Annotated in this window: 21 protein-coding genes; 10 read left to right on the plus strand and 11 right to left on the minus strand. The window is 45.8% G+C overall.

Annotated elements, in window-relative coordinates; genetic code table 11:
- Nucleotides 1-22: 22 nt before the first annotated feature.
- Complete coding sequence (locus Q5691_RS06515; protein WP_333344212.1) at nt 23-2,878, plus strand: right-handed parallel beta-helix repeat-containing protein; 2,856 nt, start codon at nt 23-25, stop codon at nt 2,876-2,878.
- Nucleotides 2,879-3,067: 189 nt separating this feature from the next.
- Here Q5691_RS06515 and Q5691_RS06520 read toward each other — a convergent pair whose 3' ends face one another.
- The 4 genes from Q5691_RS06520 to Q5691_RS06535 form a co-directional block, all read right to left on the minus strand.
- The gene (locus Q5691_RS06520; protein ID WP_333210396.1) at nt 3,068-4,024 is read right to left on the minus strand and encodes a DUF6282 family protein; all 957 of its coding nucleotides are present in this window, start codon (nt 4,022-4,024) and stop codon (nt 3,068-3,070) included.
- Between the two features lie 68 nt (nt 4,025-4,092).
- Nucleotides 4,093-4,998 (minus strand): alpha/beta fold hydrolase, encoded by a 906-nt coding sequence (locus Q5691_RS06525; protein ID WP_333344214.1) that lies wholly within the window; start codon nt 4,996-4,998, stop codon nt 4,093-4,095.
- Between the two features lie 14 nt (nt 4,999-5,012).
- Nucleotides 5,013-5,459, minus strand: coding sequence for a SufE family protein (locus Q5691_RS06530; protein WP_333344215.1), 447 nt, complete (start codon nt 5,457-5,459; stop codon nt 5,013-5,015).
- A 149-nt stretch (nt 5,460-5,608) separates the two neighbouring features.
- Nucleotides 5,609-6,640 (minus strand): GTP-binding protein, encoded by a 1,032-nt coding sequence (locus Q5691_RS06535; protein WP_333344217.1) that lies wholly within the window; start codon nt 6,638-6,640, stop codon nt 5,609-5,611.
- A gap of 9 nt (nt 6,641-6,649) precedes the next feature.
- On the opposite strand from Q5691_RS06535, the gene Q5691_RS06540 reads away from it, so the two are divergent.
- The gene (locus Q5691_RS06540; protein ID WP_333344219.1) at nt 6,650-6,859 is read left to right on the plus strand and encodes a hypothetical protein; all 210 of its coding nucleotides are present in this window, start codon (nt 6,650-6,652) and stop codon (nt 6,857-6,859) included.
- Nucleotides 6,860-7,247: 388 nt separating this feature from the next.
- Nucleotides 7,248-7,628 (plus strand): iron chelate uptake ABC transporter family permease subunit, encoded by a 381-nt coding sequence (locus Q5691_RS06545; protein WP_333344220.1) that lies wholly within the window; start codon nt 7,248-7,250, stop codon nt 7,626-7,628.
- Between the two features lie 251 nt (nt 7,629-7,879).
- Here Q5691_RS06545 and Q5691_RS06550 read toward each other — a convergent pair whose 3' ends face one another.
- Nucleotides 7,880-8,242 (minus strand): hypothetical protein, encoded by a 363-nt coding sequence (locus Q5691_RS06550; RefSeq protein ID WP_333210404.1) that lies wholly within the window; start codon nt 8,240-8,242, stop codon nt 7,880-7,882.
- A 325-nt stretch (nt 8,243-8,567) separates the two neighbouring features.
- Here Q5691_RS06550 and Q5691_RS06555 point away from each other — a divergent pair, with 325 nt between their 5' ends.
- From Q5691_RS06555 to Q5691_RS06565, 3 genes are all read left to right on the plus strand, one after another.
- On the plus strand, nt 8,568-9,299 hold the full coding sequence (locus tag Q5691_RS06555) for a response regulator (protein ID WP_333344221.1): 732 nt from the start codon (nt 8,568-8,570) through the stop codon (nt 9,297-9,299).
- 6 nt (nt 9,300-9,305) lie between these two features.
- Nucleotides 9,306-9,905 carry an adenylate/guanylate cyclase domain-containing protein gene (locus tag Q5691_RS06560; RefSeq protein ID WP_333210406.1) on the plus strand — a complete coding sequence of 200 codons (600 nt, stop codon included), beginning with the start codon at nt 9,306-9,308 and terminating at the stop codon, nt 9,903-9,905.
- A gap of 318 nt (nt 9,906-10,223) precedes the next feature.
- Complete coding sequence (locus Q5691_RS06565; RefSeq protein ID WP_333210407.1) at nt 10,224-11,159, plus strand: fused MFS/spermidine synthase; 936 nt, start codon at nt 10,224-10,226, stop codon at nt 11,157-11,159.
- A 306-nt stretch (nt 11,160-11,465) separates the two neighbouring features.
- Here Q5691_RS06565 and ccmS read toward each other — a convergent pair whose 3' ends face one another.
- From ccmS to Q5691_RS06595, 6 genes are all read right to left on the minus strand, one after another.
- Nucleotides 11,466-11,897, minus strand: coding sequence for a beta-carboxysome assembly chaperone CcmS (gene ccmS / locus Q5691_RS06570; RefSeq protein WP_333344223.1), 432 nt, complete (start codon nt 11,895-11,897; stop codon nt 11,466-11,468).
- Nucleotides 11,898-12,059: 162 nt separating this feature from the next.
- Nucleotides 12,060-13,856 (minus strand): ABC transporter ATP-binding protein, encoded by a 1,797-nt coding sequence (locus tag Q5691_RS06575; protein WP_333307604.1) that lies wholly within the window; start codon nt 13,854-13,856, stop codon nt 12,060-12,062.
- Between the two features lie 102 nt (nt 13,857-13,958).
- Entirely contained in the window at nt 13,959-15,422 is a 1,464-nt protein-coding gene (locus tag Q5691_RS06580; RefSeq protein WP_333344225.1) for an RtcB family protein, read from the minus strand.
- A 291-nt stretch (nt 15,423-15,713) separates the two neighbouring features.
- Nucleotides 15,714-16,628, minus strand: coding sequence for a hypothetical protein (locus Q5691_RS06585; RefSeq protein WP_333210413.1), 915 nt, complete (start codon nt 16,626-16,628; stop codon nt 15,714-15,716).
- Nucleotides 16,629-17,088: 460 nt separating this feature from the next.
- Entirely contained in the window at nt 17,089-18,924 is a 1,836-nt protein-coding gene (locus Q5691_RS06590; RefSeq protein ID WP_333307596.1) for an APC family permease, read from the minus strand.
- A gap of 67 nt (nt 18,925-18,991) precedes the next feature.
- On the minus strand, nt 18,992-19,831 hold the full coding sequence (locus tag Q5691_RS06595) for a prephenate/arogenate dehydrogenase (RefSeq protein WP_333344227.1): 840 nt from the start codon (nt 19,829-19,831) through the stop codon (nt 18,992-18,994).
- 38 nt (nt 19,832-19,869) lie between these two features.
- Here Q5691_RS06595 and Q5691_RS06600 point away from each other — a divergent pair, with 38 nt between their 5' ends.
- The 4 genes from Q5691_RS06600 (at nt 19,870) to Q5691_RS06615 (ending at nt 26,231) form a co-directional block, all read left to right on the plus strand.
- Nucleotides 19,870-21,432 carry a pentapeptide repeat-containing protein gene (locus Q5691_RS06600; protein WP_333210419.1) on the plus strand — a complete coding sequence of 521 codons (1,563 nt, stop codon included), beginning with the start codon at nt 19,870-19,872 and terminating at the stop codon, nt 21,430-21,432.
- 96 nt (nt 21,433-21,528) lie between these two features.
- Complete coding sequence (locus Q5691_RS06605) at nt 21,529-23,091, plus strand: pentapeptide repeat-containing protein (RefSeq protein WP_333081318.1); 1,563 nt, start codon at nt 21,529-21,531, stop codon at nt 23,089-23,091.
- Between the two features lie 79 nt (nt 23,092-23,170).
- Entirely contained in the window at nt 23,171-24,700 is a 1,530-nt protein-coding gene (locus tag Q5691_RS06610) for a pentapeptide repeat-containing protein (protein ID WP_333344229.1), read from the plus strand.
- A 22-nt stretch (nt 24,701-24,722) separates the two neighbouring features.
- Nucleotides 24,723-26,231, plus strand: coding sequence for a helicase C-terminal domain-containing protein (locus Q5691_RS06615; protein WP_333344230.1), 1,509 nt, complete (start codon nt 24,723-24,725; stop codon nt 26,229-26,231).
- Nucleotide 26,232 lies beyond the last annotated feature (1 nt).

A 26,232-nucleotide genomic window follows, 5' to 3' on the forward strand; every position in this document is an offset into this window, starting at 1 on the left:
TTATATTAATTAGATAAAACAAATGGAAGCATTACTTTTATTAATAGGATTTGGAGGCGGGGCATTAGTCTGCTGGCTAATTTTGAATAAGCGAAATTCACGCAATTTGGTGCGGATGCAGGGTTCGCAGGAGGCTATATCAAATTTGGCTGCTCAGTTGGATGCCCGAACTTCGGAATTGCGACAAAAGGTACAGAATGAAAATCAGCTAAATTCTGAATTGTCCCAGTTGCAAAGTCGGTTGGAAACTGTGACTCGCGAGCAAGATTTCTTAAAAAATCAAGTGTCAGAAATGGAAGAATTTTTGACAGGAATTGCCCAGGATCGATCGCAAATTGATGCTCTGATTGCTGATTTGCAGTTTCAGTTAGAAAATGCTCACCAAGCTGAGTCGCAGTTAGCAGAAGTGGCAGAACTTAAAGAGCTGTTAGAAGTTGCGGATCAGGAGCGATCGCAACTTAACGCTCAATTGCTGGAAATGCAAGCAGAGTTAGAAGCGGTTGATGCAGAACGTTCTCAATTTCACGCTCTGCTGTCGGAATTTGAGAGTCAGTTGGAAACGGCTAGCCAAAGCCGATTGCAGGTACAGTACCAGTTGTCGGAAATTCAAATTAAGTTCGATCGCTCGATTGAAGAGCGGCACCAACTTCAGTCTCAACTGTTGGGTTTGCAAACTCAACTGCAATTAGTCGAAGCAGAGCGATCGCAATTTACTTCGGAATTGTCAGAGTTACAAGCTCAATTGGAGAGTGCAGAGCAAGAGCGCGAAATACTCAACTCTCAATTGCAAACAGCTCGCGAACAAGCACAGCAACCTCCATTTGAATTATTAGAACTGCAAAGACAGTTAGAAGCTGCTAATCTGGAGAAAATGCAGTTAAACTCTCAAGTTCATGAACTACAACTTCAATCCGAAATGGTGGTTTTAGAGCGAGAAAGACTCCTGTCTGAGTTGTCAGAATTGGAGTCTAAGATACATCGCAAGGAGGAAGATAGCTCGCAACTCCAGTCTCAGTTATCAGAACTGCAAGCTCAATTAGAAACAGCTAACACAGAAAGATCGCACCTTTATTCTCAACTCTCGGAATCCCAAAGTCAAATCGAGACAGCCCATCAGAATCAAACTAAACTTCAATCTCAAATCTCCCAGTTAGAACGCCAGTTAGAAAGTGTGCGTCAAACTCGCTCTGAATTAGAATCTCAGCTAGAAATTGCTAAAACAGAACGATCGCAACTTTATTCTCAACTCTCGGAAATTCAAAGTCAAGCCGAGACAGCCAACCAGAATCAAAATCAACTTAAATCTCAAATCTCCGAGTTAGAGCACCAGTTAGAAAGTGTGCGTCAAAGTCGCTCTGAATTGGAATCTCAGCTCACTTCTCAACTCTCGGAATCCCAAAGTCAAATCGAGACGGTCAATCAGAATCAAACTCAACTTCAATCTCAAGTATCGGACTTAGAAAATCAGCTAGAAAGTGTGCGTCAAAGTCGCTCTGAATTAGAAGTTCAGCTAGAAACAGCTAACACCGAACGATCGCAACTTTATTCTCAACTCTCGGAAATTCAAAGTCAAACCGAGACAGCGAACCAGAATCAAAATCAACTTCAATCTCAAGTATCGGACTTAGAAAATCAGTTAGAAAGTGTGCGTCAAAGTCGCTCTGAATTGGAATCTCAGCTCACTTCTCAACTCTCGGAAACTCAAAGTCAAATCGAAACAGCTAATCAAAATCAAGCTCAACTTCAATCTCAAGTATCTGACTTAGAAGCTCAGCTAGAGAGTGTGCGTCAAAGTCGCTCTGAATTGGAATCTCAGCTCACTTCTCAACTCTCGGAAACTCAAAGTCAAATCGAAACAGCTAATCAAAATCAAGCTCAACTTCAATCTCAAGTATCCGAGTTAGAACACCAGTTAGAAAGTGTTCGCCAAACTCGCTCTGAAGTGGAATCTGGGCTAGAAACTGCTAACAGAGAACGATCGCACCTTTATTCTCAACTCTCGGAAACTCAAAGTCAAATCGAGACAGCAAACCAGAATCAAGCTCAACTTCAATCTCAAGTATGGGAGTTAGAACATCAGCTAGAGACAGTTTATCAAGAACGCTTACAGCTAACATCGCAACTTTCCGAAGTGGGCGATCGACAATCTGAGCATTTTGAGTCGAAGTCAGGGCAAATTAAAGTATCTACTTCAGATACCAAAGTTGGGAAGAGTCAAGGATTTGTTGTTTCTCAGCAGAGTGAAGGCGATTATACTACTATTAGCGAAGCGCTGAAAAATGCAGCACCGGGCACGCGCATTGACGTGCATCCAGGCGTTTACCGCGAAAGTCTAATTATCGACAAATCGGTAGAAATTATCGGCAGCGGAGATGTCGATCGCATTGTGGTTGAAAGTATCAACTCAAACTGCATTAAAATGGCAACTGACAGTGCTTTAGTGCGCGGTTTAACGCTGAACGCAACTGGGAAATATTACACTATAGATATTCGCAAAGGCGAGTTAATCATAGAAGACAGCGATATCACTTCTGCGGACTATTCTGTGGTGGGAATTTGCGGCCCCGATGCAAATTCTATCCTCCGCCGCAGTCAAATTCATGATGGGGTATGGAACGGAATTTTTATATCGGATAATGGGAAAGCAACGGTGGAAGATTGCAGTATTTTTGACAACGGCAGTTTGGGAATAGGTGTCGGATTGGGAGGAAAATTGATCGTGCGCCGGTGTCGGATTAATGGTAATGAAGGTGAGGCGATCGCCGTTTACAGAGATGGCATTGCTACCGTGGAAGATAGCGATTTAACGGGCAATGCTGGGGGTGCTTGGCGCGTTGCAGATAACGGATACCTGCGCGGTAAAGGCAATCAAGAATAGAAGAAGGAAGTTCGGCAACGGATTATGTAACGGATGTAACGGATGTAACGGATGTAACGGATGTCAGGAAGAAGGCAGAAGGCAGAAGGCAGAAGGCAGAAGGCAGAGGGAAGAAGGAAGAGAAAAGAGGGAATAGAATTCCCAATTAGCGGTTCCCAATCCCCGATTGCCAATTACCAATTATCAGTTCTAAATGCCTAACAATCGAGCTGGATTGTGTTTCATCATTAAATCAATTTCGTGCGGGGAAATTCCTTGATTTATCAATTTTTTCACAAATAATTTGTAACCTTCCGCAGGTAAAGGATCGGGTTTTCTTCCCAAATCTGTACTCATAACAAAATGCTCGGCTCCTATTAGTTTAATCGCTGCTGCCATCTTACTAATAGGAACTTGATGCCAGTTTTTGTGTCCGTCATCAACGGCATTTTCTCCCATCAAATCGTTGACAAATGCCAGTTCTAGAAAAGCTCCCATCTGGGCGGCTGTTTGCATATTTTCTAGGGATAAACCGGGTACATCCGCCATTGCGTGGGTAATCAGGATTTTTTTAATGTTGAGCAGGTTGGCTGCACCGACAACTGCCATCACTTCTTCTGATGAAATATGACCGGTTTCCAATACCAAATTTTCTTTGGCTACCATCTTCAACACGGCTGCTGTTTCCGGTAAAACTTTGCCCTTTTCCGCAACTTTAATCCCCCTTCCCGATTTTTGAAAAACCTGCAAGTGATGCTCAGCATCAACCGTTGGTAGCCACACTACTTTACCGTATTTGCCGCCGATGCGGTGCATTGCGTCTACAGCGTCGGGATTAATGCCGCCGACAGCATAATTGAGAACAACTCCTCCGAAAACTTGGATTTCTGGTACTATTTTATTAACCAGAACTGCCCGCGCTGCTGTGCTGGCATAATGATTTTTCAATACCACAGCTTTCATCTTCGCCCTAGCAGCTAATTTCGCTACTTCAAAATCGTCTAATCTGCGGGGAATCGCATCAGGAGAAGAATGAATGTGAAAGTCGATCGCACCTTCGATCGTACTCTTTGGCAAATTGACCATCGGCGAATCTCCGACAGCATAAACTGGCAGACAAAACCAATAGCAAACCATCCAAACTAACGTTAAAAAAACAGCTTGCATTTATCCCCTCTTCCCTTCTCCCCTCTGCGTTCTCTGGCGCTGGAGCGCTTCATTCCCTCTTAATTATCTCAAATAAAAGATTTAACCGCATTTGCTAAAGCTGCTGCATTCTCTTCGTGCATTCCCAAGGAACCAGGAATAACTCGCGATTCAACACCGGGTAATTCCGTTAATGCTTCCATTTCAGCCTTTGATTTGGGCGGCGCATCCTCAGCAATTACAACCATCACCGGCACTGCTAATTGTTGAAAATTATCTGTAAATTCCGATCGCACTTTTGCCGGATCTAAACCACCAGTCACAAAGGCAGCGGAACCGTATCTAGCACCGGGTTTTTGCGTCACTTGCCATTTACTTTGGATGAAATCGGGCGTGACTTTAGCTGCATCAACATAGACGTGGCGGCGGTACATCAAGCTGAGGAATGACGGCGCAGTGTTGAGTTTGTATAGGAATTGTCCCAGTAAGGGCGATCGTACTAATTCTCTCACAATTCCATGCCATCCGCTTTGCTGTTTGCTCATCGTCGGCAAAGGCCCGCGCCAAGTCGGTGCAGCTAACACAATCTTTGACCATACATTGGGCTTTGATTGCGCTAACTGCATCACATAACCCGCAGCATGACCGGCTGCAACTACAGCAACAGGACTATTAAAAATTGACTCAACAAAATCCTTGAGAAATTGATGGTATAATTGCGGCTGATAGTCGGTTCGCGGCCGATCCGAGTCGCCGAAACCCGGCCAATCTAAGCTCACAACTTGAAATTCAGAAGCTAACAATTCTGCTAAAGGACGCATTTCTTCTCGCGTCGAAACTGTACTGAAAGCAGGCAGCAGCAGTACAGGATTTCCCTGTCCTCTGGTTTCGTAAATAACTTTGATTTGCGTTTCTTGCCAATTCCAGATATATTCTTGAACGGCAGCGGGATAGTTGCCCGAACGTGATTTTGTTAAATTGGTAGTTTGAGTCATAACTTTTTATTCTTTTAATTTGCTTCGGCTTGCTTGCTCAATTCACAAGCAAGTGCCTTATTTTTCATCATTTGAAAAATGTTGTAAAAGCCGTTCGCGCGGGAAGGTGTCAGACTCACATTCAATCCCGTGTCTTGAATAAAATCTGGAGTAATGGTGACAATTTCAGCAGGTGTTAATCCGCTCAAACCTTCCACCAGCAAGCCAACTAATCCTTTGACTAACTGAGCGTCTGAATCGCCTTGATACAGAACTTTTCCGTCGGCCAAATTTGCAGTAATATAAACTTGCGACACGCAGCCAGAAACTTTGTTTTCCGGCAGTTTGTCGCTTTCGGAAAATGCTGGGAGTCGCTTGGCATACCACAGCAGTTGTTCGTAGCGCTGTTTCGGATCGGAGTGTCGCTGAAAGCGCTGGACGATTTTAGCTAGGGCTGCGGGTAGTGTGGTGTTTGTGGACATGATTCACTCGTAGCGGTTTACTGCGTTAATATTATACCTTCAATTGTAGCAGGTAAGGGCGATCGATTTGAGATTTGAGATTAGGACTTAAGGATGAGATAGTAGGGACACGGCAATGCCGTGTCCTCATGGGTTTTTAAGACACGATCTTAAACTAAGCAACTGTTCAGGTGTTCTCGAATTTGAGCGGTATCTAAGTTGCGGCCGATGACTACGAGTTGATTGTTAGGTGTGGTAAACCATTCGGAAGCATCTAATTCGTATCTGGGGCCGCTGAGTTGAAAAATGTGTCTCATCGGACTGTCGTTAAACCAGAGAATTCCTTTTGCCCGAAATACATCAAAGGGCATTTTTTCGGTGAGAAATTCTTGGAATTTGTGAACATCAAAAGGTCGATTGCTCTCAAATGATAGTGTAATAAATCCGTCGTTATCTAAGTGATGAGATTGATGTCCGTGATGGTGTTCGTGTTCGTGATGGTGTTCGTGATGGTGTTCGTGTTTTTCCTCAATTTCAAGACTGTTGAAAATATCTGCTTGCGTTAAACCTACACCCAAAATTAAGGGTAGAGGAACTTCACCGTATCGAGAGTGTAAAATTCTCGCTCCTTCCTTAACTGTGCGAATGTAAGATTCTAACTCTTCTACTTTTTCTTGAGGAGCTAGATCGGTTTTGTTCAGCAGCACAATATCTGCAAATGCCACTTGTTTAAAAGCTGCTTCGCTGTCAAAGTGATCGGTAGTAAATGTTTCGCTATCGACTACGGTAAGTACAGAATCTAGATTGGTCAAATCCCGCAACTCGGTGCCGACAAATGTCAGGATAATCGGCAGCGGGTCGGCCACTCCGGTGGTTTCAATCACCATACAGTCGATGCGTTTTTCTCGTTCTAAAACTCGGTAAACTGCATCGACTAAGCCTTCGTTAATCGTGCAACAGATGCAACCGTTGCTAAGTTCTACCATGTCATCGTCTGTAGAAACAAGAAGCTGCGAATCGATATTGATATCGCCAAATTCGTTAACTAAAACTGCTACTTTTAAATCTTGGCGATTTTTGAGTATTTGATTGAGCAAAGTGGTTTTGCCGCTGCCGAGAAATCCGGTAATTATAGTTACTGGCATCCCTTTTTTGGGAAGATCGGCAATTAAATTTGGGGTTTGTACGGTGAGATTAGTCATTGTTATTCATTGGTTAGTTGTAAAGGCATTGCTGTTAATTTCCAAAGCCGATCGCACCTCATCGCTGACAGCCCGGTGCGATCGCCTCTGCTAAGATACGGGCGATCGAGCCGATCGCGCGCACTTTATGTGATAATCATTCTCATGATACCTACAAATGCGGTTGGCGCGCAAGCTCTACAATTACAGATCGGTGCAATATCTCCGATCGGGCTTTAATCTGAATAGGTTACTGTAGTTAACGAGCGCGATCTATCCACAAACAGGAGAATATATGGTAAGTAACTAGCCAGATTGTCTCTTAGGAGTTTGGGCGATCGCGCAGGAATAACTCTGAAAAAAGGTTATTTATCTAACGGCAAAGCGGTATAATATATTGTGAAAAAAATCTGGCTAAAATATCGAGTTTTTCAGGCAGTTGTATTCTTAGGATTGGGTTTGGTGTTAACCATCGCCCTTTCACTTTCTTTTGGTGCGGTGCCGATGAGTTCAGCTCAATTGTGACAAGCATTTCTGCACCGAGGTGATGCTGTAAATCAAACTATTTTCTGGGAAGTGCGTTTGCACAGAGTGGTGGCAGCGCTGACATTTGGTGCGGCGTTAGGAATTGTCGGGAGCTTGGCTGCAGGAGCCGCTCAGCAACGGTTTAGCCGCTCCTTTTGTATTAGGAATTTCGGCTGGTGCGGGGTTAGTTGCGATTACCATGCTGACTTTGGGAATATTTCAAACTGGGGTGTCTTTGGCGGCTTGGATAGGTGCTATTTTAACTTCGATGCTGGTCTACTTTTTGGGACAAACTAAAACGGGAATTTCTGTCGAACGTTTGGTTTTAGCTGGTGTGGCTGTGAGTTCTCTTTTTGGGGCAATACAAACTACACTGCTGCTGTTAGCTGAAGACAGCCGTTTGCAAGCTGCTTTGAATTGGTTAATAGGCAATTTAAACGGTCGCGGTTGGTCGAATTTGCAGGTTGCTGCACCTTATAAGTAGTTGGACAGAATTAATTACACAAAATAGAATCGGAAATTCTCTTCCTGTGAGCCTTGCAAAATTATATCTGTGTAAATATTTCTGTTCATGTACTTATTTTGGCTGCTTTGCTGTTAGGATGTTTTTTGGGGCGATCGATAAATTTGCTGGCTTTGGTTTCTCTAAAAGTGAGAAAGCTAAAGGCATTCCAAAGCCCGCAGCGATCGGAAACCAGATTTTTGAGACTGACTCCCAATGGTGTCGGATCGCCCTCAAGAAGCTAAATCCAGAGGTGGCAAACCGCGCAACTGTCGCAGCGAGTTGATACACATCTGACAGTCGCAGCCAAACAGGGCCACAGCCGCATCGCTTTCTTCTTCCGAAAAATCCAGCATCGCCACCTGCTGATCATCAGGCTGCTGCCAACTGATTTTTACTTTAGAATTAGCAGCAGCTTTGGCGGGGAGGCGCACGCAAGTCAGACGCTGAGTGTGGGGCGATCGCACGCAGCGGGGCGAATCAGCCGATTGGCTTGGTGTTTCGCCAATTTGAGCGGGATTTGCGATCGCGCTCAAAGACATCACAGATCCAAACAGCGTGGGGCTTACCAATAAAGTGAGGAGTAATCTATTCATTTGTCGTCTTTAAGAACTTTAATGTATACAGTAACCGATTATCTGTTGCAATTCAACAAGGTTTTCGTCCGACATCAGTAAGATTTGGCGTTATGAAGGCTTAAAAGTCGAATATTTGTCGCCCAAATATCTAATAATTTTTCGGGTATTAGCAACAAGCATTTTCTGATAAGTATCACCTTTGCTTCCCAGTTTAAGATTTGTTGCAATTTTAGTAAGTTTAGCTTGCCAGTGATAACAAACTCTTCCAATGTGGGTAAACTGATTTCAGTAAGGGTTACTCGAAGCAGCGAACAAGTTTACCTCAGAAACCAGGTGGGGAGTGATGAGTACAGTTTTAGTGGTGGAAGATTCCCGCAGCCAGCGGGAGTGCATTTCACATCAGTTGAGATGCAGCGGATTGAATGTAATTCAGGCATCGGACGGTGTGGAAGCGCTGGATAAAATTGAGAAAAATTGCCCCGATTTAGTATTATTAGATGTCATAATGCCCCGTCTAGACGGCTACGGGGTTTGTCGTTTAATTAAAGCTAATCCCGAAACTCGGAACATACCAGTGGTATTTTTAACAGGCAAGGGACAGCGGTTAGCTTTATTTGCGAGGTTCCAGGGCGATCGCGCCGAGGCTTATGTTAGCAAACCTTGGCAGCCGAGGGAACTTTTGGCAACGATCAAAAAAGTTTTGCTCAATGCCAATATTAAGTTCGATCGAGCTTCAGCGGACGCTTGGACAGAATACGGAATTTTAAACTTAAGTACAGTCGAACTGTATCAAAGCCATGCCGATGCTTGGACAAAATACAGTTCCCAAATTATTAAATTGTACGATTCCAGCTTAGCAGCTTTTGAGCAAGCTTTGGCAATTGAACCGAGTCACTCCAATGCAAACAAGTATCGCAACCGAGTCCAGACAATCCGGGCAATTTTGATGAAAAAATTAGAGCACACTAAACCCTGCAAAGTGTGCGATTATTATTACGGTAAGGATGGCATCAATTGTGCGGTGCATCCTGCTGGCCGGTCTCAAGAACTGTGTCGCGATTGGGAATTTAATTAAACAAAGATGAAAACAAATAACCGCGCTACCTTAGAAAAGCTGCTGCAAGAAAGAAACGAACATCCCGAAAGAATGGCTGAAATTGATGCGAAAATTAATGAAACTTTTCGCCAAAATTACGCAATTTTAGTAATGGATATGTCGGGATTTTCGCGCACGACAGTCCGCTACGGAATTATTCATTTTTTGGCAATGATTCACCGGATGCACGGAATTGTCAAACCGATAATTTCAGAATACAGCGGCACTGTAGTTAAGGAGGAAGCCGACAATATTTTTGCAGTTTTTCCCGATGTAAAATCGGCTGTGGAAGCTGCGATCGACTCTTTGAAACAAACGGCGGCTGTCAACACGACACTGCCGCCGGAGATGGATATTTACCTCTGCATTGGTATTGGCTGTGGCGATGTTTTGATGCTGGAAGGAGAAGATATGTACGGATCGGAATTTAATCTGGCATCCAAGCTGGGAGAGGATTTGGCGGAACGGGGAGAGATTTTGCTCACCTCAGCAGCCTTTGAAAAGTTGGAAGGTGACAAGCAAGATTGGGAAAAAGTGGAACTTTCGGTTTCAGGTTTGGAATTGGTGGCGTACAAGCGGCTGTAATCGGGTGAATTTCTGTTGTCTTCTCGTTCTTCGCCATGCTGGAAAATGAGACATGACCCAGCCCAAAAACGGATACAAGCCCCCGACTTAAGTCGTGGAAAGATAAAAATTTTAGACCAAAGTTCAAACTCCCAGATTTATCTGTGGGGTAAATCTAAAATCTAAAATCTAAAATCTAAAATCGCCTGACTTGCCCCAGCCTTGAGTAGAAACCCGGTTTCTTCGCAGATACCTGGCGACTCAGCCATTTTTGTAGAAACCGGGTTGATGAGGCTATATTCTTAGAGAATATGGAATTTAAATAAAATTTAAAATCAGATGATTGAGGAACACAAAACTTGGCAATCTATTAATTTATCCGCTATTCGACAGCGACTGGCTTGGCTGCAGCAACAGCCCGACAAAGTTATTTTTTGCAAAGAGTCTGGTGTTCACTATGTTGCAGTCACAAAAGAGCGATCGCACATTAAGCTATCTTTAGTAGAAAAAGTAAATCGGCAAACAGATTTACTGCAATCTATTTTCGATCTCAACAATCCTTTACATCTAGTGTCTGAATATACTCAGGCGATGATGTTGGGTTTAGTGTGGCAAAGCCAACCTCAAAGAATCTACATAGCGGGATTTGGCGGCGGCAGAATTCCCTTAGTTTTGCACCACTATTTGCCGGAAACGGTTATAGAATGTACGGATGTCGATCCGATCGCGATCGAAGCAGCTACACAGTGTTTTGGGGTAAAATTCGACGATCTGCTAACTGTAACAATTCAAGACGGCAGAGACTATTTAGAGCAGCAAAAATCAGATACTCAGTACGATATCATCATGATCGATGTAGCTTTTGGCAACGGCTACTTTCCGCACCGCCTATCCACCAATGAGTTTTATCAAATCTGCGAAAAACACTTGTCAACCGAGGGAGTTGTGCTAGCCAATCTGCTGCATAGAGATCAGTTTTATGCCGAAAAAGTTACGACTTTTCAAAGTGTGTTTTCTCAGGTATGCCTATGTGTTTGCCAGGAAAGTAATAGCATTTTGATTGGTAGCAACAGCCAGATTTGGGAGAAAGATGAGATTGTTGCTAAGGCAAAATATTTACAAGATAGCTATCAATTTTCATTTCCATTAACTGACAGATCACAGGAAGTAAAATTAGGTAGAGAATTGGCGGAAGCTATACCTAATTTAGACAAAGCTCAAATTTTTCATGACGATTCGCCGCCCGCTGGTTATTTTGATTGCTGGTTATTCTGATATTTATAATAAGTCCGGGTTTACTCTTTGTGGAACAGGCATCTTGCCTGTTACTGATACAATGTTGAGATCACCCAGGGATTGAAAGAGACTGCGGGATAAAATTGCTCTCAGAGTGCGATCGGATATAACCATCGACAATAGGGCCACGCAGGACACGGCATTGCCATTTCCCTACCTCAAGATAATCAATCTTCCTCGATAAGAGATGTAACAATCGCCCGATTAATTGCAGGGAAACCGCACGGCGTCGTCTCCTGACTGTAGGTAATATCAATTCCGATGCCACCGGATTTGATATAACTCCTATTTCATATATTCAACCATCTGCTGTTCCAGCTTAGCCAACAATGTATCCACATCGGTCGCAGCTTCCTCAAAACAAACAGGAGGTTCAGGCTTAGGTTCAAAAAGAATCAACTTAATTTGACCTTCCCCGATCGCCAAAATCGCCACTTCTTTCTCAGGTTTGTGAGCGTTCAACACACCTACAACTTCCTGAATATGACTTTTAACTTGACGGTTCAACTCCTCAACCGCCTCTTTCTTACAATACACAAAACGCGCAGTTTCTGCAATATCAATTGCTAAAATCTCCTCGCTTTCTTCTCCCCTTTCCAGAAATAGCCCCCAAGCCAAAGCAGCCAATTCATTTTGATTAGCTTTCACAAATTTATCTAACTTGCGACTCCAGCTATTTTCGTTGGGTTTGGACTCAGGGCTATCAAATAGAAACATTTTCTCTTCTTGTTTGTATAAACTAATATTTTACAGTCAGTTAGCAGTTGGCAGTTGGCGGTTGGCAGTTGGCTGTTGACTGTTGTCATTAGTTACCCATGCCCAATGGCCCATCCCCAATTACAAATTAGCAATTACCAATTACCCAAAAGCGCTGCGTTTCTATCTTATACCAGATTGCACGCGCCAGAGCGCCGCATAAATTCCGTCCTGTTCGATCAGTTGTTCGTGCTGCCCCGATTCTACCACCAGCCCCTCTTCCATGACACAAATGCAATCAGCATTGCGGACAGTAGAAAGACGGTGGGCGATCGCAATTGTAGTGCGATTCTTGGTAATTCGTTCGAGCGATCGCTGAATTGCCGCCTCAGTCTCGTTATCCACCGCTGAAGTAGCTTCGTCAAGAATCAAAATCGGCGGATTCTTCAAAACTGCCCTCGCAATTGCAATTCGCTGCCGCTGACCCCCCGACAATTTTTGACCGCGTTCCCCTACAATAGTGTTGTAACCGTCCGGCAATTGTACGATAAACTCGTGAGCCTCGGCAATTTTCGCAGCATTTACTATCTCTCGATTGTTAGCCTCAAAACTGCCGTAAGCAATATTTTCGGCCACCGTACCGTGAAACAAAAACACATCTTGACTCACCAATCCGATCGCTCTTCGCAAATCTTTTAAATTCAGGTTATTTAATTCTATACCGTCGAGATAAATATTGCCGTACTGTACCTCGTACAGCCTCAATATGAGTTTCACCAGGGTACTTTTTCCCGAACCAGTAGCGCCAACAATAGCAGTAGTTTTGCCTGCAGGCAGAGTCAAGGAAAAATACTGCAAAATTGGCTTTCTTTGATTGTAAGAAAAAGTAACATTTTTAAATTCCAACTCACCCTTGATCGAACTAACCGGCCGCCGAATATCACCTGTGTGAATTGCGATCGGAGTATCCAACAAATTCATCACCCGATTAGTCGAAGCCATGGCGCGCTGGTATTGATCCAGAGTATTTCCCAGGCGAGTCAGCGGCCACAGCAACCGCTGGGTCAAAAATACCAAAACGCTGTAAGTTCCCACAGACAACCGGCCCGCCACCACCTCCAAACCGCCCAGAAATAGTGTTGCAATAAACCCCAAGAAAATCACAACCCGAATCAGGGGAATAAAAGCAGCCGAAAGTACGATCGCCCGTCGGTTGCTTTGGCGGTAAGCTTGGCTTTGTGCTTCGATGCGCTGAATTTCATAATCTTCGGAAGTAAAACTTTTAATAGTAGTAATTCCCATCAAATTATTCGACAGTTGTCCGTTCAGAAAACTCACCTTTTCCCGCACGTCAGCATAGAAAGGAGCAAGGCGATTTTGAAAGGCGATCGAACCCCAAATAATAAAAGGTATCGGCAGCATTGACAGCCCAGCAACACCAGGAGAGGCAGCAAAAAAAGCCGCGCCAATCACAACAACAGTGGTAATTACCTGAATCACCTCATTAGCACCGTCGTCCAAAAAACGTTCGAGTTGATTGATATCATCATTGAGAATAGAAATCAAACCGCCAGTGCTGCGCTCTTCAAAATAAGCTAACTCTAATTCTTGCAAATGCCCGTAAGCTTCCAGACGCAAATCGTGTTCAATATCCTGAGCCAAATTGCGCCACAAATAATCATAGGCATATTCAAAAACAGATTCCAACGTCCAAACAATCAAACTCACAAAAGTAATAATTGCCAGTTGCCAAAAGACATCTTTTATGCCCCACTGAGCGAGGATAGAATCTTGCTGTTTCACCACCACATCAACGGCAATACCGATTAATGCTGGCGGCGCTAAATCAAAGAATTTATTCAGCAGCGAACAGATACTGGCCAGCCAAGCTTTCAGGCGGTAGCGGCGCCCGTACTTCATCAGCCGCTTTAGGGGATGGACAGGTTTTGATGGATTTGGTGATGCTTGAGAATCATTCATAGGGCATGGGGGATCGGAAATAGGGCCGAGAATTAAAAATTAGTAGAGTGCTCGGCGCGCACCTTACCCTGGTTTAATTTTTAATTCTCAAATGCCCCGTTCCTAGGCTTTAAACGTTAACACTGGCTTCATTTTAGCGACTACACCAACTATTTGTGCCTCAACCTGAACGTCAATTACTGGTTGAATTGGCTTGTAAGCGGCCGGTGCTTCTTCGATTCTGCGTTCTTCGCGCAAGGTAATGCAATCTACGCCGATTAATCCCAAAGCGGAGTCAGTTTTGTCAACACCTTTGCGACTCATATCGAACCGCGATCGCGCCCTTCCTGCACCGTGAGAGGCCGATCGCAAAAATCGATCGTTCCCCTTCCCAACCAGCAAAAAAGACGGCGCGCCCATCGAACCCGGTACAATTACAGGCTGGCCGGAATGTGCGGGACAAGCACCTTTGCGAGTCACCCAGCCGCCACCTTCAGCTAAGGTGATATTGTGAGGCACATCGTATACTAAGGGAGCTTCGACATCGCCAAAAACTTGCCGCAAACGCCAGCGCAGAAGTTCTGCTAGCAGCAAACGGTTGATAAAACCGTAGTTAGCGGCGGTTGCTTCCGCTTGCAGGTAGCTGTTCACAAGTTCGGGATTTGCTGCCACAGACACCGGGAAAAGCCGGGATTCAGGATGTTTCAGAGTTTTCGGCCAGGCGTCGCAAGCTCGATCGCGCCACATTCCGCCGATATATTTGCCAACATTCCGCGAACCCGAATGAATCATGAAAGCGATTTGTCCCGATCGAACTCCCCAAGTATAAGCCGTAGCCTTGTCCACAACTTCCTCAACCACTTGAATTTCGACAAAGTGATTGCCGCCGCCGATAGTCGCTAACCCGCCATCCCTGACTAAGCCGTCATTTGGGACTAATTCTTCGGGAGCCCATCTGACATCGCCATTCATGGAACCGCCAAGGAAAGTGCGATTGCACTCTGCGGCCAACTGCTGGAAATCCGAATTAGCCGCGCTGCCGGTTGCCTCGTCTGCCATACCATCCAGCCATCCGGGAATCCCGTGTTGGAACATCGCGCGAGCAGTTTTTGCAGTCATGCTGACATCGCGAGTACCGAAGAAATAATCGCCTTTGAGCAATTCTACAAATCGATCGCGCTGACTGAGGAATTGTTCGATCGACAAATCCGCAACGTGTAACCGCATCCCGCAGTTAATATCGGAACCGACAGCAGCCGGAATCACCATTCCTGCTGTTTCTACAATAGAGCCGATCGCCACCCCCGCATCCCCCGGATGGAAATCTGGAGTAGCGCAAGCGTGGCAAACGCAGCCGCCTTGAGGGTGTCGAACATTTGCCAAAGTTGCTAACTGTTTGAGCGCCTTTGCTTCCACAGGAAAATCCTCTGGGAGCAAAACTTCTGCTGTTGTGGCACTGGCATCTTGCCACTGTTCTTTCAGAGAACTATTGAGACAAATCGAGTAGACTTTATTGTCGTAACTAACATCAAGACCTTGCCGAGATAAAGCTCGCAAAAGCCTGTTCAAGTTTTTTGGCTGCTGCATAAATAGTCTATTGCGGGTTGCAGTACAACCGCCACAAATGGAAGAGATGTTGTACTTAGTAAAATAATTTGGTTCAGCAGCCGCAATCTTTATACAGAGAAGTTGAAGGCAACTTCTCGACTCACTACAAGTATGACACCTCATTTTTTCCGGGTCAATTTACCCATACTATCTGCGATAGCGAGGGAGCCAAGATTTGTGAATCTCTTCCTTGTTATGCTGTTTTTCTGCGCTGTCAGCGCCCATCAAAGCTAGTTTCCTCCCTTTTATTGTTAAATATAAATGAGCTGACTAAGGGTTGGACGCAGTTTTCCCAAAAACCAGACTTTTTTTCAATTCCCGCCAATAACCCCCCACTTTTGTTTCTCCCAAAGCCATGCGCATTTTCTGAATCATGCTGCTTCTTACAGGTGGCTTTCCGTAGTAAAGAAATTGATTGATGTCTTTAGCAAGGCCTGCATTCATGAAAGTTTGAACATCTTCGCGAGCCAAATATTTCTCCCGAACCTCCTGCAAATATTCGTCTTGAGCATTCGTGTGAAATACCGTCCAGCTCTGGTCTTCAACCTTACACAAAGTATATTGGTTGTGAGCCTCCATATATGCGCTAAATGCTTCTTCCAGCAAAAACCTGCCAAACTGGTGTGTTCCTTCAAATCTTGAAGCAATATATTCACCCACATATTCTTGCATGACTGCAACAAAGGTACTGTGCTTCATCAAAGAAAAATTGATCGTGCAGGCTCGAATGAAGTACCACCCAGCCCAAGCGTCGAGATGTGGGAACGTTCTGTTAAAAGCTCCGCCGACTGCAAAAATTTCATCTCGGTCGAGATAATCGATCGCTTCCTCTAACCAACCGTCGTGGCCTTCTCTGTAAGGTAACGTGTCAATTTTGAACCACAATACATACGGCTTGCTAGCGATTGCTCCCGATGTATACTCCTGAATAAAACATCTCTCTTTGTCATTGTCTGGATGGTTCGATGCAATGATTTGCAGCTTATCAATTAAACCCTCCTGATACAGCTCCCAATAAACTTTTTGAGTGTCGCTATCGCTGCCACCGTCAACCACAATAACTTCCCCTGGTTTGCCACCTAAAAACTTAAACCAATCCAGGAGAATCTCTCTATAGGCTAACCCATTGCCAAAATTGGCTGAGACCATCGACACTTCACTGAGTTTGCTTAATTGATCGCTCATAATTTATTTTTTCAAAAAAAAATGCTTGTCCCTTATAAGTTACTAAAATTTTAGATGGTTGTCAATTTCAAATAACATCATTACCGTAAAAATACTGATATCTTTAGTGTGTGTTTGATTATATTTGTAACAGCAAAAGCCCTCGATGCACTCCGGCTCTGATAAACGGGGTTTTTTAACCTAGGACTGAGGCCAAAAAACCCGATTTCTTCAGCGCCGATGAGTTAGTCTGTGGACTTGTAGAGTTAATACCTCACTTACGCACCGAAACTTAAAAAAACGCGTTTTTTAACCAATATCCCTCTTGCTACACCGAGAATTGTGGGGTCAAAGAACCCGGTTTCTACGATAAATCTTAGGTTGACCAACAAAACCTCCAGAAACAAACCGGGTTGCTGCACAAGTCCTCAATAAGTTTGTTTGACAGGCGAAAAATGGCAAACTTTTAACTAGAGATTGCTTAAAGATAATATCTAACCGTTGTTACAACCCGACTTCTTTTCGCCCGCAAAGCAGCTTTCAAAAAGAAAGCAGTTTGATTGTGCAGCAGTCCCTCCCACCAATTCCGCGTCACAAAAGCCGGAATAATCAGAGTCAAGAACACTCCAGGCCGCTGCTCTTCAAACAAAGTCAAAAAGTGTGTCAAAGCCGAACCAACAGAACGGTAAGGCGAGTCCAGAATTTCCAAAGGAATATCAGATTGCAAATCTTGCCAAGCCGCTTGTAATTTTGCTCGATCGGTCAAACCAATATCTACGTGAACTGCCACAACTTCATCAGCGATTAAACGAGCGTAATCGAGGGCCTCGAAAGTTCCCCGGTGCAACTGCCCGACTAACACCACTGCCGGATGTGTCACCGTCTTAACTCTAGGTCTGCGAAGATAAGACCTCGGTTCTATTCCCTGGATGCTCAAGCGAGCCGCGACATACCGATAGTGTCGGTGAATAGCTAAAAATAGACTGACTACGATCGGAATAGTTACTACGACAACCCAAGCTCCCAAAAGGAATTTTGTAGCGAGAATTACAGCTAAAACTCCCGTTGTTGCCACTGCACCAATACCGTTCATCACAGCACTAACTTGCCAACCTTTACCTCGCTCCTTAAACCAGTGAATTACCATTCCCGATTGGGAGAGAGTAAAAGAAGTGAAAACTCCAACCGCATACAGGGGAAGCACCGAGCTCGTATTGCCTCGAAAGATGATAATTAAAAGAGCAGCGCAGAAGCTGAGCAGATTAATGCCATTAGAATAAACTAGGCGATCGCCCAACAGCGACAATTGCCTCGGCAAAAACCCGTCCCGCGCCAAAAAATAACAAAGTCGTGGAAAATCAGCATAACTCGTATTCGCCGCCAACAGCAAAATTAACAAAGTAGCTGCCTGCAAATAGTAATAAAATATACCCACACCAAAAATCTGTTTTCCCAATACAGAAAGGAGCGTTTCATGTTCGCTAGGAATCACCTGATAAATATGAGCCAAGTAACTAATTCCCAAAAACATCGCTCCCAGAATTCCCCCCATATAGCTCAAAGTCAGGCGCGCATTCTTCCATTCAGGAGGCTTAAAAGCCAACACCCCGTCTGATATGGCTTCAACTCCAGTCAGGGCTGTACAGCCCGCCGCAAAAGCCCGCGCCAGCAGAAATAATCCCAAAGGTTCCTTAGCTGGAATATTTTGTAATGTCGGCATAACATTACCTGTTGCCTGTTGGAATAAACCGCAGCCAATCAAAACAAAAATGCCAACGAGAAACGCATAGGTGGGAACCATAAATATATTTCCCGATTCCCGCAATCCCCTGAGATTGGCAAACATGATTAGGACAATAAAAACTAAGCACAGTTCAACTGTGTAGGGGTGCAGCGAGGGAACTGCTGAAGTCAAGGCCGCCACCCCAGCCGAAATACTGACAGTTACAGTTAAAATGTAATCAATCATCAGCGAAGCTGCGGCGATCAAACCAGGATAAATACCTAAATTTTCTCGCGCCACAATGTAAGCGCCACCGCCGTTGGGGTACGCTTTAATTGTCTGTCGGTAAGACAGCGCCACGATCGCCAACAGTAAAATAATAATTCCAGAAATAGGCAGCGATAAACTCAAACTGCTACTCCCCGCTAGTAACAGCACGAGCAGAGTTTCTTGAGTAGCGTAGGCAACAGACGAAAGTGCATCGGAAGCCAGAACCGCTAGTCCTGTAGCGTTGCTCAACCGTTCATGAATAAATGCGCTAGTGGGGAGAGATTCACCTAGTAAAAATCGCTTGAGTCGAGAATAACTGTACATTGAAACTCAATATATAGGCATCCACAAATCATAATCTAGACGAGGACTGTTTTAAGTAATATTTGGCTCACAAGTGGTAATTCTCTCTCGCTTGTTGAGTCAGCTTCAGCTTTTGTTCGAGAGCTTGCCAATTTTCGGCTGCAATATCGCTGATGAACTCGTCAAGACTGTCGCGGTAAATAGAGAGCGATCGCAATAATTCCTCTCGATTGTACTTTGCCACCATGACTCCCAGCTCGGGATTGCCGCCCCCAACGCGGCTCGTGTCCCGAAAACCAGAACTCGCCAAATGTTGGGCTAAATTAACAATATCCCGATCGCCCTCTCGATCGCAGGCAGCAACCAGCGTCGCGCTCGCCATGAGTGGCAAATGAGAAATCCAAGCCACAGCTCGATCGTGATCTTCCGGCTCACATCGGTAAACTTTAGCACCCAGCAACCGCGCAATTTCCTCAACCTTATCCACCGCAAGCGTCGGCGTCTGGGCAGTCGGCGTCACCACGTAAGGCCGGCCCACAAACAAATCCGGTATCGCCGCCTCAATCCCGCTTTCAGCAGTCCCCGCCATCGGGTGTCCCCCTACAAAATTCGGCCACAGAGGAGACACAGCCTGCACTATGGGTGTTTTTACGGAACCGACATCGGTTACAATAGTATCAGGGGAAAGATAGGGCACCAACTCTCTGACGATCGACTCGATCGACCCCAGTGGCGTGCAAATAAAAACCACATCCGCTGCTGCCATCAGAGACAGGTTTATGCTGGCTTCATTGACAACACCGCGAGCTTGCGCCCGATCGCAAGTCTGCTGCCGACTCGAAACCCCAAAAACATTAAACCCGCGCGATCGCAAATCCAGCCCGATCGAGCCGCCAATTAAACCTAGTCCTACAATACCGATATTCATAGCAATAAAATGGGGATATTTGATACGGTGCCGCCCCCATGACAGTCGAGGAACTCCTGAAAAAATATGCCGCCGGAGAAAGAAATTTTGCCGGAATCAACCTGACTGAGGCCAACCTCAGCGGCGTCAACTTGAGCGGAGCCAACCTCAAGGGTGCGAATCTGAGTGTAGCAAACCTAAGCGGAGCAAACCTCAGCAAAACCAACCTCACAGGTGCAAAACTCAACATCGCCAGACTCAGTGGCGCCCATCTAGGCGGCGCCGACCTCACCGACGCCGACCTCAACGTCGCTTATCTAGTGCGAGTTGACCTCAAAAAAGCCATACTCATAGGAGCCAAACTGATCAGAGCCGAGCTCATTCGAGCCGAACTCAGCGGCGCAAACCTCAGCGGCGCAAACCTCAGCGGCGCCACCCTCACCGAAGCCACCCTTCGAGGAGCCAACCTCGCTCAAGCCAACCTTCGAGGCGCTCACCTCAGCGGCGCGTGCTTGACAGAAGCCAACCTCGAACAAGCCAACCTGCAAGGCGCCGACCTTAGCCGAGCCGACCTCAGCGGCGCCGACTTGCGAGGCACAGAACTGAGACAAGCCAACCTCACTCAAGCCGTACTCAGCGGCGCCGACCTCAGCGGCGTCAATTTGCGCTGGGCCATTCTCAGCGGCTGCAATCTCCGCTGGGCCGACCTCAGCGAAGCCAAATTGAGCGGTGCCGACCTCAGCCGAGCCGACCTCTGCCACGCCAACTTGCTGAATGCCAGCTTAGTTCACGCCGACCTGACAAATGCCTATCTGATCCGCGCCGACTGGATTGGAGCCGACTTAACCGGAGCCACCTTAACCGGAGCAAAACTTCACGCAGTTTCGCGGCTGGGCATCAAAACCGAAGGCATGACCTGCAAGTGGGTTGATCTTAGCCCCAACGGCGACCACAGCCAAATTTACTGGTTGAACTCGGGAGGAACCCAGGAATTTTTTCATGAAACCTTGCCCACAGTTCGGATTGTGATTGACTCGCCCTTAGACCAAGGCGCTCATTTTGCACTAGCTGCAACTTATTACCAAATTGCCCAACAATACCCAAGTTTAAGTCAGCCTCCCACGATCGAAGTCAGCTCCAGGCGCACCGTACTCGCGTTTAAAATGGACAGCGACGATAAATTATTTGCCACCGCTTACGTTGCCATTATTCCTTTTAACGACGCTGCCATAACTCAAAAAAACCTAATAGCTTTGATGAAAATGATTCAATCCCACGATGCAGGCAAACTTAACGTCAAAGAATCTAAACACGTCCAGTTATGCAGCAAAGCTCTCAACCAAGCTATCAGCAAAGTAGACCAAATCAAAATTTCCAGTTCTTTTCCAAAAATCGGTGAAAGCATCAATTTCTTTCAAATTCCAACACAGATGAGCTTAATTAATTCCCGCGATCAAAGACTCAGCGTATATCACCACCCTGCCTTCGGCAAACGCCTGATTAAAAAATACGAGCAAAGTAACTCACCATCGGGTAAGTTAGCCGAAAGCACAAAATTGGCTCAAGCTAATATCACTAGCATTTTGGATTTTATAAAAGGCTTCCACAATATAGATGTCTAGGCATATTGCATCAAGTTACAAAAAATGCTTATTCTAGTTTAAAGGTTGGGACAATAAAGCTTTGTTCTAGCTAAGACATCAGGGAAATTGAAAAGCATGGATGCCGAAGAACTCATCACCAAATATGCAGCAGGAGAAAGAGATTTTACTGCCATCCTCCTTTGCGAGGCAAATCTCAGCAGGATCGATCTCAGCGGGGCTAATTTCAGTGAGGCAATCTTGAGCCTCACCAACATGAGCGGCACCAATTTGTCAAACGCCAACATGAGAAAAGCCAAACTTAATGTTGCCAGACTCAGCGGTGCTAATCTCCACAAAGCCAACCTCAGCGGCGCTATCCTCAACGTAGCCAACTTGATTAGAGCCGACCTCAGCGAAGCCCAACTCGTTGAAGCTACACTGATCAGATCCGAACTGATTCGAGCAAACCTCAGCAGTGCTAACTTGACCGGTGCAAATCTCAGCGAAGCAGATTTGAGAGAAGCAACCCTCAGAGAAGCCAATCTAGAGCAAGCCGACCTCAGCGGGGCTCACCTGAGAGGCGCTTTTCTAACAGCGGCCAACTTGGAACGGGCCAACTTGCACAGAGCCGACCTCAGCAGGGCAGACTTGCGAGGAGTAAACCTCTGCAATGCCGAACTCAGACAAGCTAATCTGTCTCAGGCAAACCTTAGCGGCGCTGACTTGCGAGGCGCTAATCTCCGGTGGGCTGACCTCAGCGGGGCGAACCTGACCGGTGCTGACTTGGATGAAGCGAGATTGAGCGGGGCCAACTTGTACGGGGCAAATTTGAGCAATGTCAATCTGTTGAACGCTACTCTGGTACACGCGGATTTGACTCAAGCGAATTTGATTCACGCTGATTGGGTGGGTGCAGATTTGACGGGGGCGGCCCTGACGGGGGCAAAAATTTACGCTGTGTCTAGGTTTGATGTGAAAGCAGATGACATTACCTGCGATTGGGTTGACCTCAGTCCTAACGGCGATCGCAGCCACATTCAGCGCTTTACCCCAGAAGAATCTCAAAGGTTTTTCAATGCTACACCGCCGACAGTTCAAATTATTGTCGATCGACCCCTCGACCCCGATGCTAACTTTGTCCTGGCAGCTACCTACCGCCAAATAGCCCGTCAATACCCTGCTTTGAATCATCCTCCCAGTATCGAAGTTAATTCCAGACGCACAATCATATCATTTAAAATAGAGCAGGACGAGCAACTATTTCCCACAGCTTTCGTTGCGATTGTTCCCTTTAGTGATGCAGCATTTACTCAGAAAAATTTGATTACTTTGATCAAGATGATTCAACCCCAAAGTGGTAATAACCTGGGCGTCCGAGTTTCAAATATGGTAGTGCAATTAAACGTAGCCCTGACCAAAACAATGAGAAAAATAGGGGAAATGAAAATTCAGCCGATTCGCCTCGATCGCGAACCGATGTCAAGTTTTTTCCAATCGCCTACCCAAACTGTACTGGCTAACTCCAGCGCCGAAACTTTGATGATTCACTATCACCCAGATTTTGGCAGAAACTTGACAAATTTACCGGGAGTCAACAAAACCTCTATCAGTCCTGCAATTAAAGCGCAAAGATTTACCACCCCCCCTCTAAATACGGTCATTGAGTTTGTCAAAAGCTTTTATCAGCTCGGTGAGTAAATACTATAAATGAATTTGATATTATTTATATTTATGCCATATAAAAGTTAGCCGATCGCCATTTTATTCAGGTAAACAAATGGAAGCTGAAGAACTGCTCAAACGATTTGCAATCGTCAAAAGATATACTGAAGGCGACAGAGATTTCACAGGAATCAACCTGAATGAAGCTAATCTCAGCCGCATCAATCTCAGCCAATCAATTTTAAAGGGGGCTAGCTTATTTGTTACCAACCTCAGCGGTGCTAACTTGAGCGAAGTTAACTTGAGCGAAGCGAACCTGAATGTGGCTAGACTCAGCAGTACCAACCTCTCGCGGGCAATCTTAAACGGGGCTACTCTCAACGTAGCAAACTTAGTGAGAGCCGATTTAAGTGCAGCTCAATTAATCCGAGCATCCCTGATTAGAAGCGAATTAGTCCGCTGCGAACTCAGCAAAACTAACTTCAGCGGCGCTAACCTGACTGAAGCAGATTTAAGAGAGGTAAAACTGACGGAAGCTAACCTGTCAGGTGCTAACCTGTCCGGTGCAAATCTCAGAGGTGCTTCGGCTGTTTCAGCTAACTTTCAAGAAGCTAACTTACACGGCGCAGATTTGACGAAAGCAGAACTTAGCGGCGCCAATTTGAGCAATGCCGATATGAGACAAGCTTCATTGCAACAGGTGAATCTTAGCAGTGCCAATTTGAGCGGAGCTAACCTTAAATGGGCTGATTTGACGGGAGCTAACCTCAGCGGCGCGGATCTGAGCTTTGCTAAATTGAGCGGAGCTAACCTTAACGGAGCCGATTTAAGAAATACTAATTTAGGAAGTGCTAGTTTCGTTCACGCTGATTTGACAGAAACAAATTTGATTAATGCAGATTGGGTGGGCGCTGATTTGAGGGGAGCAACTTTAACTGGAGCAAAACTGTATTTGGTTGCTCGGTGTGGCATCATTGCAGATGATATTACTTGCCAGTGGGTTGACCTCAGCCCCGCAGGCGATCGCACTCAGATTCAACAATTTAATTCGCCGTCAGAATCGATAAAATTTTTAAATCACACGCCTGGGTTAGTGCAAATTGTGGTTGACGCACTTTTAGACTACTCAGCAAACAGCACTTTAGCAACAGTTTACAGCGAAATAGCTCGGCATTACCGGGCAATGAATTTTCCTCCTAATATTGAAGTTGGCTACCGCCGCACAACTCTAACTTTTAGATTTGAGAGCGATGAGCATTTATTGCCAGCCGCTTTTTTGGCGATTCTTCCTTTTAAGGATGCTCTACAAACTCAGAGAAATATTATGGTTATCGGCAAAAACATTGAAAGTCAAAATTTGGATGAGAAACGAACATTGCAGTTGCGTAAAGCATTGGGTACAGCTACAAATAAGTTAAATGAGTTGATAAATTTGCTCTCTAATATATCACGGGTTAGTCAGCCAACAAAGTTTTTTGAGTCACCTACCCAAACTATTTTAATTAGTTCGGGACAGGAGAGTTTGATGGTGAATTCTCACGGGAATTTTGGGAAGGGAGGTGCAAGTCATCAGCCGAGTAAATTCTGTTTGCCTCTCGGTCAAAAAGTAGTTGATTTTCTGGCCAGTTTTGATTATGTTGAGTGAGAAATGTCAATTTTAAAACCCATTGATTGAGGTAGAAGTCCACAACTCATTGCTCCGCTTCCTGCGATCGAACTCCGAGCCGCACTGGCCACACCATTTAACGATGGCGCGGCTCGTGGCGCGGGCTTTGCGCTTGGGGCGCAGCGCTCTGATCCAAACGGGGCTTCCTGCTGGAGCTTACCGACAGCGGTATCGAGTCAGCTATTTGATGCCGATTTTGATGTGGCCGGAGCCTGTGATTTTAGTGGCGCCGACACCGCTGATTGAGCATTTGAGAGCAGTGGAAATTCCGCGTTTGCAAGAGTGGCTGCAAACAGAGGGATCGATCGAGACTTATTCGGATCGTGCCACTGGGCGAGGATTGATGCTAGCAGATCCAGAGTCTTGGCTGGCGGCTCGCTTGGCGGCGGATTCGCCACTGCACAGGAATATTCCGACAATTATCGACGGTGTGGATGACTTGGAAGTTTGGACGCGCCAGCAATTGACGGCGGGTTTGCAACCGGCTGATTGGAATGATTTAATGCAATCTCAGCCTTTGGAAGCCGATGCCATCCTCCAAGGGCGGGTAATGCTAACGCGGGCATTCTTTCAGCATCCGGCGAAACCAGAGGAGTGCTATTTGCTGGAAACGGCAGAGCAAAATATTTTGCAGGGGCTGTTTGAAAAAATCGAGCCAAACCCCCTAATTCCGGCTGCTTGGAGCAATTTTTGGCAGCGGTGGGAAACAAACGGAAAACTGCGGTGGGCGGAAATTAATCGGGAGGCTGGGTCATTTTCTCTGTACTGCGCGCCGGTGCAGGTGGGGGAGGTTTTGAGCAAAATTTGGGACGATCAGCCGGTGGTGTTGATTGGTGGGGCGGTGGATGTGGAACCGAAGGCTCCGATTTTCCGGGAAATGCTGGGACTGCCAGAATTGACGAGCGTTAAGTTTTCGCCCGATCGACAAAGTGAATTAATTCAACTGTACATTCCCAACTGGCTGCCGCTGCCAAATACGCCGGAATTTCAGGGTGTTTTAATTGAAGAAATTCGGACTTTGCTGTTGATGAGCGCGTCGGTGGCGGGTTTAACGGTGCTGATTGTGGGTGATGTACCGCTGAAGGCTAGGCTGGCGGCGATTTTGGCTTCTGAGTTCGGTTCTAGGGTGCAGGTTGAAAAAACAGATGTGGGGGAGAATGCGATTTTGGTGACGGGGTGGGAGTTTTGGCGAGAACATCAGGGGGAATTGAGGGCGCCTCACTTGCTGGCGATCGCAACTTTGCCGCTACCTTCTTTGGAGAATCCTTTGGTGACGGCGCGTGTGGCTTATTATAAGGAACGGCGCAAGGATTGGTTTCGGTTGTATTTGCTGCCGGCGGCGCTGAATGAGTTGCAACGGGCGATCGCGCCGGTGCGAGAACGTCAAGGGGTAGTGGCGATTTTCGACAGCAGGGTGATTCACCGCAGTTATGGACAGCAGGTTTTAGCGGCTTTGAGTCCTTTTGCGAGGATTGATTATTTGGATACGACTTGGCTGACGCAGGCTTGAG

It is taken from the genome of Microcoleus sp. w1-18aA5, from assembly GCF_036701705.1.
Taxonomy (GTDB): domain Bacteria; phylum Cyanobacteriota; class Cyanobacteriia; order Cyanobacteriales; family Microcoleaceae; genus Microcoleus.

Excerpts from the sequence above, each read along its gene's own strand:
- Q5691_RS06605 (WP_333081318.1), top strand. The coding sequence starts at position 21,529 with ATGGATGCCGAAGAACTCATCACCAAATATGCAGCAGGAGAAAGAGAT.
- Q5691_RS06550 (WP_333210404.1), bottom strand. The coding sequence starts at position 8,242 with ATGAATAGATTACTCCTCACTTTATTGGTAAGCCCCACGCTGTTTGGA.
- Q5691_RS06575 (WP_333307604.1), bottom strand. The coding sequence starts at position 13,856 with ATGAATGATTCTCAAGCATCACCAAATCCATCAAAACCTGTCCATCCC.
- Q5691_RS06595 (WP_333344227.1), bottom strand. The coding sequence starts at position 19,831 with ATGAATATCGGTATTGTAGGACTAGGTTTAATTGGCGGCTCGATCGGG.
- Q5691_RS06535 (WP_333344217.1), bottom strand. The coding sequence starts at position 6,640 with ATGACTAATCTCACCGTACAAACCCCAAATTTAATTGCCGATCTTCCC.
- Q5691_RS06590 (WP_333307596.1), bottom strand. The coding sequence starts at position 18,924 with ATGTACAGTTATTCTCGACTCAAGCGATTTTTACTAGGTGAATCTCTC.
- Q5691_RS06530 (WP_333344215.1), bottom strand. The coding sequence starts at position 5,459 with ATGTCCACAAACACCACACTACCCGCAGCCCTAGCTAAAATCGTCCAG.
- Q5691_RS06585 (WP_333210413.1), bottom strand. The coding sequence starts at position 16,628 with ATGAGCGATCAATTAAGCAAACTCAGTGAAGTGTCGATGGTCTCAGCC.
- ccmS (WP_333344223.1), bottom strand. The coding sequence starts at position 11,897 with ATGTTTCTATTTGATAGCCCTGAGTCCAAACCCAACGAAAATAGCTGG.
- Q5691_RS06525 (WP_333344214.1), bottom strand. The coding sequence starts at position 4,998 with ATGACTCAAACTACCAATTTAACAAAATCACGTTCGGGCAACTATCCC.
- Q5691_RS06565 (WP_333210407.1), top strand. The coding sequence starts at position 10,224 with ATGATTGAGGAACACAAAACTTGGCAATCTATTAATTTATCCGCTATT.
- Q5691_RS06520 (WP_333210396.1), bottom strand. The coding sequence starts at position 4,024 with ATGCAAGCTGTTTTTTTAACGTTAGTTTGGATGGTTTGCTATTGGTTT.
- Q5691_RS06600 (WP_333210419.1), top strand. The coding sequence starts at position 19,870 with ATGACAGTCGAGGAACTCCTGAAAAAATATGCCGCCGGAGAAAGAAAT.
- Q5691_RS06515 (WP_333344212.1), top strand. The coding sequence starts at position 23 with ATGGAAGCATTACTTTTATTAATAGGATTTGGAGGCGGGGCATTAGTC.
- Q5691_RS06560 (WP_333210406.1), top strand. The coding sequence starts at position 9,306 with ATGAAAACAAATAACCGCGCTACCTTAGAAAAGCTGCTGCAAGAAAGA.
- Q5691_RS06580 (WP_333344225.1), bottom strand. The coding sequence starts at position 15,422 with ATGCAGCAGCCAAAAAACTTGAACAGGCTTTTGCGAGCTTTATCTCGG.
- Q5691_RS06610 (WP_333344229.1), top strand. The coding sequence starts at position 23,171 with ATGGAAGCTGAAGAACTGCTCAAACGATTTGCAATCGTCAAAAGATAT.
- Q5691_RS06555 (WP_333344221.1), top strand. The coding sequence starts at position 8,568 with ATGAGTACAGTTTTAGTGGTGGAAGATTCCCGCAGCCAGCGGGAGTGC.